This is a genomic window from Streptomyces roseoviridis (assembly GCF_039535235.1).
Taxonomy (GTDB): Bacteria; Actinomycetota; Actinomycetes; order Streptomycetales; family Streptomycetaceae; genus Streptomyces; species Streptomyces roseoviridis.
This window is the reverse complement of record NZ_BAAAWU010000001.1, coordinates 6,084,989-6,102,205: the sequence shown is the minus strand read 5'-3', so window position 1 is coordinate 6,102,205 and position 17,217 is coordinate 6,084,989. Positions and strand designations below refer to the sequence as shown.

The 17,217-nt window shown below is 72.3% G+C and carries 15 protein-coding genes and 1 tRNA gene; 5 read left to right on the top strand and 11 right to left on the bottom strand.

Annotation, left to right across the window (positions count from 1 at the left end; all coding sequences use genetic code 11):
- Positions 1 to 2 precede the first annotated feature (2 nt).
- The gene (locus ABD954_RS27580; protein WP_345489993.1) at positions 3 to 632 is read right to left on the bottom strand and encodes a hypothetical protein; all 630 of its coding nucleotides are present in this window, start codon (positions 630 to 632) and stop codon (positions 3 to 5) included.
- Positions 633 to 679: 47 nt separating this feature from the next.
- On the opposite strand from ABD954_RS27580, the gene ABD954_RS27575 reads away from it, so the two are divergent.
- Positions 680 to 868 carry a DUF5703 family protein gene (locus ABD954_RS27575; RefSeq protein ID WP_125749393.1) on the top strand — a complete coding sequence of 63 codons (189 nt, stop codon included), beginning with the start codon at positions 680 to 682 and terminating at the stop codon, positions 866 to 868.
- A 58-nt stretch (positions 869 to 926) separates the two neighbouring features.
- Here ABD954_RS27575 and ABD954_RS27570 read toward each other — a convergent pair whose 3' ends face one another.
- The 3 genes from ABD954_RS27570 to ABD954_RS27560 form a co-directional block, all read right to left on the bottom strand.
- A complete protein-coding gene (locus ABD954_RS27570; protein ID WP_345489989.1) occupies positions 927 to 1,670 on the bottom strand; it encodes a chaplin in 744 nt (247 codons plus the stop codon).
- Between the two features lie 110 nt (positions 1,671 to 1,780).
- Positions 1,781 to 2,014: a chaplin ChpH gene (gene chpH / locus ABD954_RS27565; RefSeq protein WP_345489987.1), complete on the bottom strand. Its 234-nt coding sequence runs from the start codon at positions 2,012 to 2,014 to the stop codon at positions 1,781 to 1,783.
- 148 nt (positions 2,015 to 2,162) lie between these two features.
- Complete coding sequence (locus ABD954_RS27560; RefSeq protein ID WP_345489985.1) at positions 2,163 to 3,488, bottom strand: M20/M25/M40 family metallo-hydrolase; 1,326 nt, start codon at positions 3,486 to 3,488, stop codon at positions 2,163 to 2,165.
- Positions 3,489 to 3,698: 210 nt separating this feature from the next.
- Between ABD954_RS27560 and ABD954_RS27555 the strand changes: the two genes are divergently transcribed.
- A tRNA-Leu gene (locus ABD954_RS27555) sits at positions 3,699 to 3,786 on the top strand.
- A gap of 109 nt (positions 3,787 to 3,895) precedes the next feature.
- Complete coding sequence (locus tag ABD954_RS27550; protein ID WP_345489983.1) at positions 3,896 to 4,825, top strand: RluA family pseudouridine synthase; 930 nt, start codon at positions 3,896 to 3,898, stop codon at positions 4,823 to 4,825.
- Here the strand turns inward: ABD954_RS27550 and ABD954_RS27545 are convergent.
- From ABD954_RS27545 to ABD954_RS27530, 4 genes are all read right to left on the bottom strand, one after another.
- Entirely contained in the window at positions 4,809 to 5,438 is a 630-nt protein-coding gene (locus ABD954_RS27545; RefSeq protein WP_345489981.1) for an MBL fold metallo-hydrolase, read from the bottom strand. The genes ABD954_RS27550 and ABD954_RS27545 overlap by 17 nt on opposite strands.
- Complete coding sequence (locus ABD954_RS27540; protein WP_345489980.1) at positions 5,438 to 6,538, bottom strand: S-(hydroxymethyl)mycothiol dehydrogenase; 1,101 nt, start codon at positions 6,536 to 6,538, stop codon at positions 5,438 to 5,440. The genes ABD954_RS27545 and ABD954_RS27540 overlap by 1 nt, the downstream gene beginning before the upstream one ends.
- Positions 6,539 to 6,681: 143 nt before the next feature.
- Positions 6,682 to 8,151, bottom strand: coding sequence for an amino acid permease (locus ABD954_RS27535; RefSeq protein ID WP_345489978.1), 1,470 nt, complete (start codon positions 8,149 to 8,151; stop codon positions 6,682 to 6,684).
- Positions 8,152 to 8,359: 208 nt separating this feature from the next.
- Positions 8,360 to 9,061 (bottom strand): FadR/GntR family transcriptional regulator, encoded by a 702-nt coding sequence (locus ABD954_RS27530; protein WP_345489976.1) that lies wholly within the window; start codon positions 9,059 to 9,061, stop codon positions 8,360 to 8,362.
- Positions 9,062 to 9,215: 154 nt separating this feature from the next.
- On the opposite strand from ABD954_RS27530, the gene ABD954_RS27525 reads away from it, so the two are divergent.
- Entirely contained in the window at positions 9,216 to 9,752 is a 537-nt protein-coding gene (locus ABD954_RS27525; protein WP_345489974.1) for a gluconokinase, read from the top strand.
- Between the two features lie 47 nt (positions 9,753 to 9,799).
- A complete protein-coding gene (locus ABD954_RS27520) occupies positions 9,800 to 11,197 on the top strand; it encodes a GntP family permease (protein ID WP_345489972.1) in 1,398 nt (465 codons plus the stop codon).
- A 21-nt stretch (positions 11,198 to 11,218) separates the two neighbouring features.
- Here ABD954_RS27520 and ABD954_RS27515 read toward each other — a convergent pair whose 3' ends face one another.
- The 3 genes from ABD954_RS27515 to ABD954_RS27505 form a co-directional block, all read right to left on the bottom strand.
- The gene (locus ABD954_RS27515) at positions 11,219 to 14,578 is read right to left on the bottom strand and encodes a HEAT repeat domain-containing protein (protein WP_345489970.1); all 3,360 of its coding nucleotides are present in this window, start codon (positions 14,576 to 14,578) and stop codon (positions 11,219 to 11,221) included.
- Entirely contained in the window at positions 14,575 to 14,994 is a 420-nt protein-coding gene (locus ABD954_RS27510) for a hypothetical protein (protein WP_345489968.1), read from the bottom strand. Before ABD954_RS27510 ends, ABD954_RS27515 begins: the two co-directional genes overlap by 4 nt.
- Before the next feature lie 72 nt (positions 14,995 to 15,066).
- The gene (locus ABD954_RS27505; protein WP_345489966.1) at positions 15,067 to 16,731 is read right to left on the bottom strand and encodes an FAD-binding dehydrogenase; all 1,665 of its coding nucleotides are present in this window, start codon (positions 16,729 to 16,731) and stop codon (positions 15,067 to 15,069) included.
- Positions 16,732 to 17,217: the final 486 nt, after the last annotated feature.

Genomic DNA, 17,217 nt, shown 5'->3' with positions numbered 1-17,217 from the left:
GATCAGGCCGGGCGGGCCCGGTGCTCCAGGTCCTCGTCCGGCTCGTCGTCGAAGACGGCGCTGATGTCGAAGCGGCAGACGATCCGCTCGGGGTCGGCCTGCTCGAAGGGGGCGTGCAGCCACTCCCCCGGTTCGGGCAGTTCCTCGGCGGCCTCGACCCAGAGCGTGGAGTCGCCCTCCTCCAGGCCGAATTCCTTGTGACGGGACGCGATTTCGTCAGGTTCGTACTCGCCGAAGAGGACTCCGAGCGCCGCGTGGGTCGTCCCCGCGACCTCGTCCCGGTCGGGGTCGGTCACCCGGCGGGCCTGGGCGATGAGCCGCTGGGGCTCCACCACGGCGTAGTCGCGGCGGATCAGCACGCTGAGGGCGTGCGGCTCCTCCGGTCCCGCGTAGGGCGGCAGGGAGTCGTCGGCGCCGGGGATCTCGAAGGGGGTGACCTCGTCGTACCGGTCGTAGAGGGCCTCGTCGTACGCCTCCGCCGCCGCCGCGAGCGCGTTGAAGGCCTCGTAGACGGCCGGGTCGTCGTCCCCGGTGCGTCCCTCGACCGCCGCGAGGTGGCGGTCCAGTGCGGCTTTGACCGCCTCGGCGGCGGCGCGTACCTCGGCAGCGGTGGGCTGCGCAGCATCAGACATAGGACAGACGCTATCCGTACCGGACCCTTGGCCGCACAATAGATGCGATGCCGGAATACGAATTTGTCGATGTGTACGTGCCGCGCGGCGTCTCCCGCAAGGAGGCGACGCGGCTTTTGACCGACCATGCCGAGTACGGACACTGGGAGTTGGACCGACTGAGCCTGCACCGCGACGGCAGCCGCAGGGTGCGGCTGCGGCGGCGCATCATCCGTCAGATCCGCGCCACCTGGTGAGACGAAGGGCCCCGCGAGATCGCGGGGCCCTCTCCTTTCGCCGTGCCGCCCGGCGGGACTACGCGCTGCGGCGGGCCCGGCGGTAGATCACGGAGCCGGCGAGCAGCAGACCCGCGCCGACCGGTACGGCGATACCGAGCGTGCTCGCGCCGGTGTGCGCGAGCTCCTCGGTGGGCCGGTCCTGCGCGTGGGGGCCGGGCTGGTTCGGCCCCTCGCCCGGGGTGCCGGGGGTACCGGGGTTCTCCGGGTGCTCGCCCCCGGAGTCGCCGGGCCCGCCCGGGTTCTCGGGCTTGCCCGGGTTCTCCGGGTTCCCGGGGTTGCCCGGCTCCCCCGGCTCTCCCGGGTGCCCGGGAGGCGTCGGCTCGACGCCGTAGCCGCAGTCGTTGGGGCCGGCGGCGTTGCCGAGGCCGATGCCCGTGACGCCGTTGCCGCAGACGTTCACCGGGGCCTCGACCGGCACCTGGACGTTGTTGCCGGAGCCGACGCCCGGCGAGTCGGAGGTGTGGCCGCCGGCGGAGGAACCGCCGTCGTCCCCGTAGCCGCCCGGCGCGCTCTGGTTGGCGCAGGAGTTGCCGAACGCCGGGTTCAGCAGTCCGACGACGTTGACGGTGTTGCCGCAGACGTTGACCGGGGCGTGGACCGGGGCCTGGACGCTGTTGCCGGACGCGACGCCCGGTGAGTCGGACGCCGTACCGCTCGCGCCGGAGCCGGCCTGCGCGTGGCCGCCGCCGAGGGCGATCATGCCGCCCGCCGCCGCGACGACCAGGATGCTCTTGCGGGTGATGCGTGTGACCTGTCGCATTGCTGTTACCTGCTTCTCTGCTCGTGACGGAACAACCACCGGCCCCGGAGTGCATGGCACGCACTCCGGGGCCGGCCTTGGCTCAGACCCTCAGGGGTCGAGGCACAACGTCAGGCGTTGATGCAGGTGTTGCCGAAGGTGGGGTTCAGCAGCCCGATGATGGTGACCGTGTTCCCGCACACGTTCACGGGAACGTGGACCGGCACCTGGACGACGTTGCCCGAGAGGACACCGGGGGAACCGATGGCCGCACCCTGGGCACCCGCGTCGGCAACGGCCATGCCCGCACCCGCGAGAACGAGACCGCCGGTGGCAGCCGCAGCAGCGACGACCTTCTTGATCATTATTCCTCCTTGTAGGCAATGCGGTCCCAGCCGCGGACCGCAACACCTGTAACGAGGGGGAACCGGGGTGGCTACGAGGCTCCTCGGGCATTCACCCGTTCCGGGCAGGACTGCACGCGCGAGCGATTTCCCGCACGCACGGTGACCGTCAGGAGGCGTCGATGAACCGGTCGAGGACCCGCACACCGAACTTCAGGCCGTCCACCGGCACCCGCTCGTCGACCCCGTGGAACATGCCGGCGAAGTCGAGCTCCGGCGGCAGCTGGAGCGGGGCGAAGCCGAAGCAGCGGATGCCGAGGTCGTCGAAGGACTTCGCGTCGGTGCCGCCGGAGAGCATGTACGGCACGGCCCGGGCGATCGGGTCCTCGGCACGCAGGGCCAGCTGCATGGCGTCGACCAGGTCGCCGTCGAAGCTGGTCTCCAGGGCCTTGTCGCCGTGCACGTCCTCGCGCTTGACGCGGGGGCCGAGGATGCGGTCGAGGTCGGCCAGGAACTCCTCCTCGTAACCGGGCAGGAAGCGGCCGTCGACGTGCGCGGTGGCCTGGCCGGGGATGACGTTCACCTTGTAGCCGGCGCCGAGCATGGTGGGGGCGGCGGAGTTGCGCAGGGTGGCGCCGATCATCTTGGCGATGCCGCCGAGCTTGGCGAGCGTGGCGTCCATGTCCTCGGGGTCGAGGGGGGTGCCGAGGGCGTCGGAGAGCTCGTCGAGGAAGGACCGCACGGTCTTGGTGACGCGCACCGGCCAGGTGTGGCGGCCGAGCCGGCCGACCGCCTCGCACAGTTCGGTGATGGCGTTGTCGTCGTTGGTCATGGAGCCGTGGCCGGCGGTGCCCTCGACGGTCAGCCGCATCCAGTGCATGCCCTTCTGGGCGGTCTCGACCAGGTAGAGGCGGAGGTTCTCGTTCACGGTGAAGGAGAAGCCGCCGACCTCGCCGATCGCCTCCGTGACCCCGTCGAAGAGGTCGCGGTGCTTGTCGACGAGGTGGCGGGCGCCGTAGGTACCGCCGGCCTCCTCGTCGGCGAGGAAGGCGAGCACGATGTCACGCGGCGGCTTGCGGCCGCTGCGCAGCCGGTCGCGGACGACCGCCAGGGTCATCGCGTCCATGTCCTTCATGTCGACGGCGCCGCGGCCCCAGACGCAGCCGTCGGCGATCTCGCCGGAGAAGGGGTGGTGGGTCCAGTCCTCGGCGTTGGCCGGGACGACGTCGGTGTGGCCGTGGATGAGGAGGGCCGGCCGCGAGGGGTCCTCGCCCTCGATCCGGGCGACGGTGGAGGCCCGCCCCTTGTGCGACTCGATGATCTTCGGCTCGAGTCCGACCTCGGCGAGCTTCTCCGCGACGTACTCGGCCGCCGCCCGCTCTCCCGGCCCCGAGTGGTCGCCGTAGTTGCTGGTGTCGATGCGGATCAGGTCACGGCACAGGTCGACGACCTCGTCCTCGCCCGTGACGCCCCTGCCGGTGTTCGACTCGCTCACGCTGCTTCCTCCCACTACGTGCCCCACGTGATGACTGGTGGTCGCCCCCATCCTCCCGTGCGGGCCCCTCGGCACCCAAGGCCGTCCACCCGGCGACATGCGGCCGTCACATGCCGAGACCGCCGAGGGGGTGGTGATCGGCCACCTCGAATGTTTGCTATGGTTTTCCTCGTCGGAACGGCCCAGCGGGGCCGGGAGGACAAGACACCTGTCCGGGTGGCGGAATGGCAGACGCGCTAGCTTGAGGTGCTAGTGCCCTTTATCGGGCGTGGGGGTTCAAGTCCCCCCTCGGACACCAGCGAAGGACCCCACACCACGTGGGGTCCTTCTTGTCGTTGCCCGAAGACGATGACTTGATCATGGCCTGATCATGGCCTGATCACGGCCTTGTGGAGGCGGGAGGACCGGTGCGACGCAGGACGAAGGCCCCCGCCTCTCCGCTGCCCCAGCGGGACGGGGTCGACGCGGTGCGGGTGCGGCTGCCCGAGGATCCCGGTGGGGTGTGGGCGACCGTCGGGGACCACCTGCGGGACCGGTACGCGGCGGCGGTCGGGGCCGGCCGGGTCGAGCGGATGCTGCGGGACGGCTGCTTCGTGGGGGCCGACGGGCGGCCGGCCGGGGGTGACGAGCCGTACGCGGCGGGGCGCTTTCTGTGGTTCCACCGGGAGTTCCCGGTGGAGGAGCGGGTGCCGTTCGAGGTCGGGGTGGTGTACCGGGACGAGCGGATCGTGATCGCGGACAAGCCGCACTTCCTGGCGACGATGCCGCGCGGCCGGCACGTGACCGAGACGGCGCTCGCGCGCCTGCGCCGGGAGCTGGGCCTGCCCGCGTTGCAGCCGGCGCACCGGCTCGACCGGCTGACGGCGGGGCTCGTGCTGTTCGTCGTACGGCCCGAGGACCGGGGCGCGTACCAGACGCTGTTCCGGGATCGGAGGGTGTCCAAGGCGTACGAGGCGGTGGCGCCGTACGACCCCCGGGTGGCGCTGCCGGTGACGGTGCGCAGCCGGATCGAGAAGGAGCGGGGTGTGCAGGCGGCACGGGAGGTGCCGGGCGAGCCGAACGCCGAGAGCCGGGTGGAGCTCCTCGCGCGGGCGGGCGGTCTGGCCCGGTACCGGCTGGTGCCGGTGACCGGGCGGACCCATCAGCTGCGGGTGCACATGAACGCGCTGGGCCTGCCGATCCTGGACGATCCGCTGTACCCGGTGGTGCGGGAGGACGGGCCGGAGGACTTCGGGCGGCCGCTGCGGTTGCTGGCGCGGTGGCTGGAGTTCACCGACCCGTTCTCGGGCGTGGAGAGGCGTTTCGAGAGCCGGCTGCGGCTCAGTGGCCCCGGTTGATCCATTCCTCGAGGTGCGGCGCCTCGGCGCCGACGGTGGTGGGGTCGCCGTGGCCGGTGCGGACCACGGTCCGCGGCGGCAGGGTGAGGAGCCTGTCCCTGATCGAGTCGATGATGGTCGGGAAGTCGGAGAAGGACCGGCCGGTGGCGCCGGGGCCGCCCTGGAAGAGGGTGTCGCCGGTGAAGACGGTGCCGAGGTCGGGGGCGTGGAGGCAGACGGCGCCGGGGGCGTGGCCGGGGGTGTGCAGGACGTGGAGGTCGGTCCCGGCGATGGTGAGGACCTGGCCGTCGGCGAGGTCGCCGTCGGGGGTGTGGTCGGGGTGGGTCAGCTTCCACAGCGGCTGGTCGGCGGGGTGGAGCAGGATCCGGGCGCCGGTGGCGGCGGCGAGGGCGGGGGCCGCGCCGATGTGGTCGTCGTGGGCGTGGGTGCAGACGATGGCGCGCAGGGTGCGGCCGTCGAGGGCGGCGAGGATCGCGTCGGCGTCGTGGGCGGCGTCGATGACGATCGCCTCGGTGTCGTCGCCGACGATCCAGACGTTGTTGTCGACCTCCCAGGTGCCGCCGTCGAGGCTGAAGGTGCCGGAGGTGACGAGGTGGTCGATGCGGGCGGCCATCAGAGGACCACCACCGAGCGCAGGACGTCGCCTTCGCGCATGCGGGCGAATGCCTTCTCGACATCGCCGAGCCCGATGGTCTCGGTGACGAAGGCGCCGAGGTCGATGCGGCCCTGCTGGTGCAGGTCGATGAGCATGGGGAAGTCGCGGGAGGGCAGGCAGTCGCCGTACCAGGAGGACTTGAGCGCGCCGCCGCGGCCGAAGACGTCGAGGAGCGGGAGTTCGAGCCTCATCTCGGGGGTGGGGACGCCCACGAGGACGACGGTGCCGGCGAGGTCGCGGGCGTAGAAGGCCTGCTCGTAGGTCTCGGGGCGGCCGACGGCCTCGATGACGACGTCGGCGCCGAAGCCGCCGGTGAGTTCTCTGATGGCTTCGACGGGGTCGTCGGTGCGGGAGTTCACGGTGTGGGTGGCGCCCATCCGGCGGGCGGTGTCGAGCTTGCGGTCGTCGATGTCGACGGCGATGATCCGGGCGGCTCCGGCGAGGCGGGAGCCGACGATCGCGGCGTCGCCGACGCCGCCGCAGCCGATGACGGCGACGCTGTCGCCGCGGCCGACGCCGCCGGTGTTGATCGCGGCGCCGATGCCGGCCATCACGCCGCAGCCGAGGAGTCCGGCGATCTCCGGGGCGACGGCGGGGTCGACCTTGGTGCACTGGCCGGCGGCGACCAGGGTCTTCTCCGCGAAGGCGCCGATGCCGAGGGCCGGGGAGAGCTCCGTCCCGCCGGCACCGGAGGTCCCGGCCAGCGTCATCCTCTGCTTGGCGTTGTGGGTGTCGAAGCAGTACCAGGGGCGGCCGCGCAGGCAGGCGCGGCACTGGCCGCAGACGGCGCGCCAGTTGAGGACGACGAAGTCGCCGGGGGCGACGTCGGTGACGCCGGCGCCGACGGACTCGACGACCCCGGCGGCCTCGTGGCCGAGGAGGAAGGGGAAGTCGTCGTTGATTCCGCCCTGCTTGTAGTGGAGGTCGGTGTGGCAGACTCCGCACGCCTGGATCCTCACCACCGCCTCGCCCGGGCCCGGGTCGGGGATGAGGATCGTCTCGACCCGTACGGGTTCGTTCCTGCCGGGGGCGACGACCCCCTGGACCTGCTGCGGCATGGCGAGCTTCCCTTCTCCGACGGTGTCTGGGCGGTCAGGCTCTGTAAGGATCTTGCGTACCACTGTCTCCTGACCAAACGCGAGACCCCCGCGGTTCGTGCCTGCGGGGGTCTCGCTCTTCCCGTGGGGGGAAGCGGAGGGGGTCAGTCCTGGCGGCTGTCCTCGGTGGCGCGGACCCGCTTGCGGACCAGGAACCAGCCGCCGACCAGGGCCGCGGCGATCAGCGGCAGGCAGTTGACGGTGGTGCGGCCGATGCCGCCGTCCATCCACATGAGGACGAGGACGGAGCCGAGGAAGAGCAGGGTCACGATCTGGGTGTACGGGGCCCAGGGCAGCTGGTAGGAGGGCCGGGCGAGCTTGCCCTCCTTGGAGCGGCGCACGAAGAGCAGCGAGCAGACCATGATCATGGCCCAGGTGCCGATGATGCCGATGGAGGCGAAGTTCAGCACGAGCTCGAAGGCTTCCTCGGGCATCCGGGCGTTGAGGATGACGCCGGCGACGCCGAAGCCCGCGGTGAGCAGGATGCCGCCGTAGGGGACGCCGCCCTTGTTCATGACGCCGGTGAACTTGGGCGCGGAGCCGGCCAGCGACATGGAGCGCAGGATGCGGCCGGTGGAGTAGAGGCCCGAGTTGAGGCTGGAGAGGGCGGCGGTGAGCACGACGAGGTTCATCACGCCGGCGGCGCCGGGGACGCCGAGCTTGTCGAAGACGGTGACGAAGGGGCTCTGGTCGCCGGAGTAGGCGGTGTACGGGAGGATCAGCGCGAGCAGGACGACGGAGCCGACGTAGAAGAGGCCGACGCGCCACATGATCGAGTTGATCGCCTTGGGCATGATCTTCTCGGGGTTCTCGGTCTCGCCGGCGGCGACGCCGCACAGCTCGACGGAGGCGTAGGCGAAGACGACGCCCTGGATCAGCAGCAGCATCGGCATCATGCCGTTGGGGAAGATGCCGCCGTTGTCGGTGATGTTGGCGAGGCCCGGGGTGTGGCCGCCCACGTCGTGGGAGGTGACGACGAGGAAGATGCCGACGACCATGAAGGCGACGAGCGCGGCGACCTTGATGATCGCGAACCAGAACTCCATCTCGCCGAAGTACTTCACGGAGATGAGGTTGGCGGCGAGCACGATCGCGAGGGCGATCAGGGCGAGGATCCACTGCGGGATGTCGCTGAACATCGCCCAGAAGTGGGCGTAGGTGGCGGCGGCGGTGATGTCCGCGACGGCGGTGGTCGACCAGTTGAGGAAGTACAGCCAGCCGGCCGTGTAGGCGCCCTTCTCGCCCATGAACTCACGGGCGTAGGAGACGAAGGCGCCGGAGGAGGGGCGGTAGAGCACGAGCTCGCCGAGGGCCCGGACGACGAAGAAGGCGAAGACGCCGCAGACCGCGTACGCGATGAAGAGCGAGGGTCCGGCGTTGGCCATGCGGCCGCCGGCCCCGAGGAAGAGGCCGGTGCCGATGGCGCCGCCGATGGCGATCATGTTGATGTGCCGGGACTTGAGGTCCTTGCGGTACCCGGCGTCACCGGCGTCGACGTGGGCGGAAGCCTGCGACGCCGCGGGCGCCGCCTGCGTGGCGGACAGCGGGTCGGCCGCAGTGATGCGGTCACTCATGGAGTTGTTCGCCTTCGTGAGGGGGGAGGGTCTGTGCGGTACCCGGCCGTGCCCTTGTGGGGCTCCCGGCACGGCCAGCGCACATCCTCACGGCAAGACCCGGTTGCTGACTGTGGCCGATGTCACTGAACGCCCGTATTTGAGCTACTTCAGAGGTTACGGAGCGGTATCCAGCGCGTGTACGGGTGTGCTACGGGGCGAGCGGCGGTCAGGGCGCCAGGACGTCGAGCTCCTTGAGGGCGCCGACGGCGATCTCGCGGGTCAGCGCCTCGGCGCGGGCCGCGTCCTTCTCCCGTACGGCCTCGGCGACCTGGACGTGGAGGGTGACGGCGGCGGGGTCGGGGTCCTCGAACATCACCTGGTGGCGGGTGCGGCCGGTGAGGACCTCGGCGACCACGTCCCCGAGGCGGGCGAACATCTCGTTGCCGGAGGCATTGAGGACGACCCGGTGGAAGGCGACGTCGTGCACCAGGTACTCCTCCAGGCGCCGGCCGCGCGAGGTGGCGACCATGCCGAGGGCCTGCTCGGTGAGCTCGCGGCACTGCTCGGGGGTGGCGTGGAGGGCGGCGAGACCGGCGGCGACCGGTTCGATCGCGGAGCGCAGCACGGTGAGCGAGCGGAGCTGGCGGGGGCGGTCGCTGCCGGCCAGGCGCCAGCGGATGACCTGGGGGTCGTAGACGTTCCAGCGCTCGGCCGGAAGCACGATCACGCCGACCCGGCGGCGGGACTCGACGAGGTGCATGGACTCCAGGACGCGGACGACCTCGCGCACCACGGTGCGGGAGACGTCGAAGCGCTCGGCGAGCTGGTCGGTGCGCAGCACGCTGCCGGGCGGGTACTCCCCGGCGGTGATCGCGAGGCCCAGGGTGGTCAGGACGTGCGGATGGAGCCCCTGGGCCGGTGTCGTCATGGTGGCCAGCCTATGCGTGCTCACTCGGGTGATCACATCGGGAAGAAAAAGTACGACTTATTTGTCACAGGCTCTTGAATACGTCGTACCCAATAGGTTTCATGAGCGCGACGGATCGATGTCGGAGATGTCGATGAAGACAGCGAGGCACCCCATGAGCACCACCCGCACCCCCGGCACGGCCGACCGCCCCCAGGTCGTCGTCGTGATGGGCGTCGCCGGCACCGGCAAGACCACGATCGGCCCGCTCGTGGCCGAGGCGCTCGGCGTCCCCTACGCGGAGGGCGATGACTTCCACCCGCCGGCCAACGTGGCCAAGATGTCCGCCGGCGTCCCGCTCGACGACGCGGACCGCGCTCCCTGGCTCGACGCCATCGGGCGCTGGGCGCACGACCGGGCGGGCCTCGGCGGCGTGGTGAGCAGCTCCGCGCTGAAGCGCGGCTACCGGGACCGGCTGCGCGCGGCCGCCCCCGGCGTGGTCTTCCTCCATCTGACCGGCGACCGCGAGCTCATCGAGCGGCGGATGGCCGCGCGCACGGGCCACTTCATGCCGACCGCGCTCCTCGACTCCCAGTTCGCCACCCTGCAGCCCTTGCAGGAGGACGAGGCCGGCGTCGCCGTCGACGTCTCCGGCACCCCCGAGGAGATCACCGCCCGGGCCGTCGCCGCGCTGCGCCGGCTCGCCGTCTGACCCCACACCCCCTCCCCCCTGCCCCCCTCACCTCCAAGGGACCCACCGTGACCAGTCTCAGCGTCGAGACCCTGGCAGCGGACGCCGCCGAACCGATCACCTCGGCGGGCAACGCCCAACTCGCCATAGCCGTCCTCGCCGGCATCGCCGTCATCGTCCTGCTCATCACCCGGTTCAAGCTGCACGCGTTCCTCGCGCTGACCATCGGCTCGCTGGCGCTCGGCGCCTTCGCCGGGGCGCCGCTCGCGGACGCCGTCAAGTCCTTCACCACCGGCCTCGGCAGCACCGTGGCGGGCGTCGGCGTGCTCATCGCGCTCGGCGCGATCCTCGGCAAGCTGCTCGCCGACTCGGGCGGTGCCGACCAGATCGTCGACACGATCCTCGCGAAGGCGAGCGGCCGGGCCATGCCGTGGGCGATGGTCCTGATCGCCTCCGTGATCGGCCTGCCGCTGTTCTTCGAGGTCGGCATCGTGCTGCTGATCCCGGTGGTGCTGATGGTGGCCAAGCGCGGCAACTACTCCCTGATGCGGATCGGCATCCCGGCCCTCGCCGGACTGTCCGTGATGCACGGCCTGATCCCGCCGCACCCCGGACCGCTCGTGGCGATCGACGCGCTCGGCGCCAACCTGGGCGTCACCCTCGCCCTCGGGCTCCTCGTCGCGGTCCCGACCGTGATCATCGCCGGTCCGCTCTTCTCCCGCTGGGCCGCCCGTTGGGTCGACGTCCCGGCCCCCGAGCACATGATCCCGACCCGCCCCTCGGAGGACCTGGAGAAGCGGCCGGGGTTCGGCGTCACCGTCGCCACCGTGCTGCTGCCGGTCGTCCTGATGCTGGTGAAGGCGCTCGTCGACATCGTCGTGGACGACCCGGACAACGGTCTGCAGAAGGTCACCGACGTCATCGGGTCGCCGCTGATCGCCCTGCTCGCCGCCGTCCTCGTCGGCCTGTTCACCCTGGGCCGGGCGGCCGGGTTCACCAAGGAGCGGCTGTCCTCGACGGTCGAGAAGTCGCTGGCCCCGATCGCGGGCGTGCTGCTGATCGTCGGCGCCGGCGGCGGCTTCAAGCAGACGCTGATCGACATCGGCGTCGGGCAGATGATCCTCGACTTCTCCGAGAACTGGTCGATCCCGGCCCTGCTGCTCGCCTGGCTGATCGCGGTCGCCATCCGCCTCGCGACCGGCTCGGCCACGGTGGCCACCATCTCGGCCGCGGGCCTGGTGGCCCCGCTCGCCGAGGGCATGTCGACCGGCGAGGTCTCGCTGCTGGTCCTGGCGATCGGCGCCGGTTCGCTCTTCTTCAGCCACGTCAACGACGCAGGCTTCTGGCTGGTGAAGGAGTACTTCGGGCTGAACGTCGGCCAGACGATCAAGACCTGGTCGGTGATGGAGACGATCATCTCGGTGGTGGGGATCGTGTTCGTGCTGCTGCTGTCGCTGGTGCTGTAGCAGGGGCGCGAACCACCCGCTCTAACGGCTCCCCCGCTCCAGGATCCCGAGGAGCCGCGCGGCCTGGCCCCGGACGTCGGCCGAGACGTCCCGGGCCGCCGCGGTACGGAGCAGAGCCGGCGTCCGCGGATCGTCGCGGCCCAGATCGGCGAGGACCCGGAGTGCGGAGATCCGTACGCCCGGGTCCTCGTCGTTCTCGGCGCGGTCGCGGGCCAGGTCCGTCGTCTCCGGGTCGCGGCACCGGTCACGGAGCAGCTCCAGGGCGGCGGCGCGGACGACGGGGCCGGGGTCGGCGGCGGCCCGGTCGCGGACGCGGCGGACGCCCCGGGCGGCGTCGGCCCGGCCGAGGAACCGGGCGAGCAGGGCCGCCCGCACCTCGGGACTCTCGTCGGCCGTGGCGAGCCGCTCGACGAGGTCGGTCACCTCCGGGTCCGTGAAGCGGAGCAGCAGGTCGACGGCGGCCGTGCGGATGCGCGGTGTCTCGCCCACGCGGGTCCACGCGACGACGGCGGTGAGCGCGTCGGCTCCTTCGAGGGGGGCGCGACGCCACGCGCGCAGGGCATCGGCACGGACGTCGTGATCCGGATCGCCGAGTGCCAGATCGAGGAAGAGGTCCGGCGCTTCGTGCCAGCCCGGCAGCCGGCCGACGAACTGGGCGATCCCGCTCCTGACCCGCGGGTCGGGGTCGTGGCGTGCCCGTTCGAGGACGATCCGGCGGGCCTGCGGGTGACGGTCCGAAAGACGTGCCAGCGTCTCCAGGGCCGCCAGATGTACGTGCGGCTCCGTGGCCTGCCCGGCCAGGGAGCCGGCTAGATCGAGCAGGACCTGTTCGCCCGCCGCGCGGGGCAGGAGCGAGACCGCGCCGAGGGCGCTCGCCCGCACGTCCGGTGTCCCGTCCCGCGCGGCGTCGAGCAGGGCCTCCTGGATCTCCGGGTCGCTCATCTGGTCCACGGTGATCCCGCCGACGGCGGCCAGGTGGGTCTCGGCGTCGCCCGCCCGCAGGGTGCGGAGCAGCCACGCGTGCGCCTCCGGTGACTTCAGTGCCGTTCTCACCAGCCCCGTGACCAGCGCCACTCGTACTCGGGGGTCGGCTTCCTCGCGGAGCCGGCCGAGCAGGAAGGGCACCGTCCGCTCCCCCGGGTCCGGGTCGTAGCCCAGCTGTTCGCCGGCCATGATCTCCCGCACGCCGGCATGCGGATCGCGGGCCACGATCTCACGCAGGAGCTCCCACCGTCCCGGCAGACCGGCGTCGACCGCCTTGAAGGCCGCGACCGCCCGGGTGCACGGATCGGGGTGGCCCAGCGCCTCGCGCCGTACGGCGGCGGGCCAGGGTTCGGGTCCGGCCCGCAGCAGGTGGAGGCGGATCTCGGCGGCCTCCCAGCCCACGCCATGGAAGACGGCGCTCCGCCCCCTTGCCTCGTTGCCCCGGCTCCACGCGTCGTGCCACTCCAGATAGCGCCGGCGCGCCTGGACCTGCTCGTCGAGTCCGGCGAGGGCCCGGGCGATGTCCTGCAGACCGGGACTGTCCAGATCAAAACCCACGTCGTACTCCCGGCAGAGCTCCAGGAGTCGGATCAGCCGGTCCACGAGCAGCAGGGCCTGGCGAGCCAGAAGCGCGGGCCGGCGGACCTCGGCGAGGCAGCGGGCCGCGAAGGGCAGTCCCGCCGCCGCCCGTTCGTCCTCGTCGGTCAGCAAAGGGGCCGGCACCCGCGGGGCGAGCAGCCGATCGATGACGCCCCCCACGATGCGCTCGTCGAGCATCCCCGCGAGGAGCAGCAGGGTCTCGTGCCAGGCGGGGTCCTCGGCCTTGGCGGCGAAGAGCTCCTGGAGCTCGTCCTCGGACAGCGCGCGCTCCTGGTCGAAGCGGTGGGCGAGGTCCTCCGCCGCCAGGTGTTCCAGGAAGGCGCGGTGGACGAAGCCGTAGATCTCGCCGCCGAAGCGGCTGAGGACGAAGTTCCGGTGGCGGAACTGGTCCAGCATGATGCGGGCGGCGGTCGCCGCGCGGTCGGGCGGCAGGGCGTAGCGGTCCTTGAGGTAGTCCTCGAAGCACGTGATGAGGTCGGGGCCCGCGATGTGGTTGCCGGCGACGCCGCCCTGACCGGTCTGCATGCCACGGGCAATGAGGCGCAGGAGTTCCAGCTTGTCGTCCGCGCTCAGATACGGCAGGTGTTCCTCGACCCGGCGGTCCTTGAGGTACTTGCTGGGGTCCCACTGCTCGACCAGGACGTCCACGGCGTGCTCGTAGACTCGGCGCCGGTCACGCGGCAGTTCGCGGCGACGCCCGATGATGGCGAGAATCGTGAGGACGAGCGGGTTGCCCGCGAGTTCCCGTACGGACCTGGAGCCGTCGACGGCGGAGGTGACCCGCTCGATCAGCCTGCGGGCGCCCTCGGGGTCCTCGGGGCGGGCCACGGCGAACCACTGTCCGACGAAGGCGCCGATCTGCTCGCGGTCGAGGTCCTGGAGCATGAAGTCGGCGAAGCCCGCGCCGTCGAGGACCGCGCGCTGGTAGCCGTGGCCGCGCGAGGTGACGAGGACGCGGGCCGAGGGGTGGCGGGCGGCGAAACCAGCGATGCGGCGGGTGACCGCGTCCCGGAGGTCCGTCTCGAAGAGTTCGTCGAGTCCTTCGAAGATCACGAGAGCCGTGCGGGGCGCTTCCCCCGCGAGCACGGCGGACAGCAGCGCGGCCGGGAGGCCGAGGGCCTCCGTCTCGTACTGGTGGGCGAGGTAGTCCTCGAAGCTCCGCTCGCGCCAGGCGGCCTGTGCGTAGCCGCGGAGTTCGAGGATCAGCGGCAGCCGGCCGTGCAGCGGCTCCAGGCCCGGCACGGGGTCCGGGGCGGTCAGGGCCAGCGCCAGGTAACGGGACAGGGTGGACTTGCCCGCGCCGGGGTCGCCGAGCAGGACGACGTGGTCGTTCTCCGGAGCGCTCAGGACGTCGAGGACCGGTTGCGGGGGCCGCCGCCGGTACGCCTCACGGACCCGTTCGACCGTCTCCCGGTCGACGCCCGGCGGCAGTTCGTGGACCTCGGCCTCGGTGGGGTCCTCGAGCCGACGCAGCAGTTCCCGCGGCAGCTCGACGGGCGGCGGGTCGGCCCGTACGGACTGGGGGACGAAGACGTCGCGGAGCGGCACGACGGGGTGTTCGCCCTGTTCCCGGAGGGGGGTGAGGACCTCCAGGTCGAGGCGGCCGTAGCGCTGGCGCACGCGGGCGGCGTAGCGGGTGACGGCGTCGTCGAACTCCGGCGGGGGCGACGGGGGTTCGATCCCCACGTACACGGGTCCCGCGACGTTGCTGAACATGTTGATGTCGCGGCCCGCCGTGGCGCCCTCGGCGGTCTGGCTGCCCGCGCCCCGGCCCCAGCGCTTGAACAGTCCCCTCATGGCGTCGGCGACTCCGGCTGGATCCGCACGGAGCCATCGACGCCGTCGATCTGTGTCAGGTCGCCTCCGGTACGGGCGCCCTGGGCCGACTGGGTGCCGCCGCCCTGTGCGGGCGCGGGAACCGACGCGGAAGAAGGGGCGGTGCCGGACGAGCCTCCGCCCGTGAGAGTCACGTCACCCTTCACCCCGCGGATCTGGCGCAGCGCTCCGCCGGCGACGGCCCCGTCCGCCGACTGCGCGGGGCCGCGGCCGACCATGCCGGCCAGCGCCAGCGCGAAGCCGGCCACCGTGAAGAAGAGGCTGAGCACGCTGCTCCACTTGTCGGCCGCGTCGAGGCCGCGCAGGGTGAGGAAGACCGCGAGTCCGCCCAGTGCGAGGACGGTGCCAACGGCAAGGAACCAAAGGCGTTTTGTCACGGGCCCATCATGCCCGAGGGGCCTGACAGTCCCGGTCCCACGAGCGCCTCCGCCGCCGCCCCCGCCGCCGCCTCAGCCCACCGCCTCAGCCGCCGTCCGTCCCGCCGCTCGCCCCGAGAAGAGGCAGCCGCCGAGGAAGGTGCCTTCGAGGGAGCGGTAGCCGTGGACGCCGCCGCCGCCGAAGCCGGCCGCCTCGCCCGCCGCGTACAGGCCCGGCAGCGGCTGTCCGGACGGGTCGAGGACCCGGGAGGAGAGGTCGGTCTCCAGGCCGCCGAGGGACTTGCGGGTGAGGATGTGGAGGCGGACGGCGATCAGCGGGCCGGCCTTGGGGTCGAGGACGCGGTGCGGGGCGGCCGTGCGGATCAGCTTGTCCCCCAGGTAGCGGCGGGCGCCGCGGATCGCCATGACCTGGAGGTCCTTGGTGAAGGGGTTGGCGATCTCGCGGTCGCGGGCGGTGATCTCCCGGCGCAGCGCGGCCTCGTCGATCAGGTCCTCGCCGGTGAGCCGGTTCATGCCGCGCACCAGGGCGGCGAGGTCCCGCTCGACGACGAAGTCGGCGCCCTTGTCCATGAAGGCCCTCACCGGGCCGGGGACGTCGGCGCGGGCGCGGACGAGGACGTCGCGGACGGACTTGCCCGTGAGGTCGGGGTTCTGCTCGGAGCCGGAGAGCGCGAACTCCTTGCCGATGATCTTCTGGTCGAGCACGAACCAGGTGTGGTCGTGGCCGGTCCGCATGATGTGTTCGAGGGTGCCGAGGGTGTCGAAGCCGGGGAAGAGCGGTACGGGCAGCCGCCTGCCGGTCGCGTCGAGCCAGAGGGAGGACGGGCCGGGCAGGATGCGGATGCCGTGGCGGGCCCAGATCGGGTTCCAGTTCTCGATGCCCTCGGTGTAGTGCCACATCCGGTCGCGGTTGATGTGGTGGGCGCCGGCGTCCTCGGCGATGCCGAGCATCAGGCCGTCGACGTGGGCGGGGACGCCGGAGAGCATGCGGGCGGGCGGGGTGCCGAGGCGTTCGGGCCACTGCTCGCGCACCAGGTCGTGGTTGCCGCCGATGCCGCCGGAGGTGACGATCACCGCCTGTGCCCGGTAGGAGAAGTCGCCGGTGACCTCCCGGCCGCTGGCCGTGCCGCGCGGGACGTCGGAGGGGGCCAGGACCTCGCCGGTGACGGTGTCGACCGCGCCCGCGGTGCGGGCCAGGCCGGTCACCCGGTGGCGGAAGCGGAAGCGGACCAGGCCGCGGGCGACGCCCTCGCGCACCCGCCGCTCGAAGGGCGCGACGAGGCCGGGGCCGGTGCCCCAGGTGATGTGGAAGCGGGGGACGGAGTTGCCGTGCCCGTTGGCGTCGTAGCCGCCGCGCTCGGCCCAGCCGACGACCGGGAAGAAGCGGACGCCCATGCCGCGCAGCCAGGCGCGCTTCTCGCCGGCCGCGAAGTCGACGTACGCCTCGGCCCATCGCCTCGGCCAGGCGTCCTCGGGCCGGTCGAAGCCGGCGGTGCCGAGCCAGTCCTGGAGGGCGAGGGCGTGGCTGTCGCGGATGCGCATGCGGCGCTGTTCGGGCGAGTCGACGAGGAACAGGCCGCCGAAGGACCAGTGGGCCTGGCCGCCGATCGACTGCTCGGGTTCCTGGTCGAGCAGGATCACCGAGCGGCCCGCGTCGACCAGTTCGGCGGTGGCGACGAGACCGGCGAGGCCGGCCCCGATCACGATGGCATCGGCGTCGTACGCATCATGAGACATGGTCCGCATCTTGGATACACCGATGTATCGAGTCAATGGCCGGGCCCTGCCCGGGGCCGTTCGTGCCCGTTCCGTTTCCTCAGGCGGGACATTAGGGTGACCGCCATGGCGAGGCCCCAGGGACCCGGGATCCGGGAGAAGCCGATCCGCGCGGCCGGGGACGCCTTCGCCGCCCGGGGTGACGACGGCGCCCGGCCGCCGGACGTCGTGGCCCCCGCCGGCCGGGCCGGCGCCGGACCTCGCACCCGATGCTCGCCGGCACCCGCTGCCGGCGCCTGACCCCGCACCCGATGCTCGCCGGCACCCGCTGCCGGCGCCTGACCGAGCGCGTCGAGGGCTGTCCCGCCGTCGGCGGACTGCCGGAGCTCCCGCGCCCGGAACGGCTCGTCCCGGCCGCCGGCCGTCAGGGGCGCGGCGCTGACAGCCGTGGGGGCGCGGCGCCGCGTCGGCCGGCCCGGTCGCATCCCCTCGCCCGCCCCGAGAAGG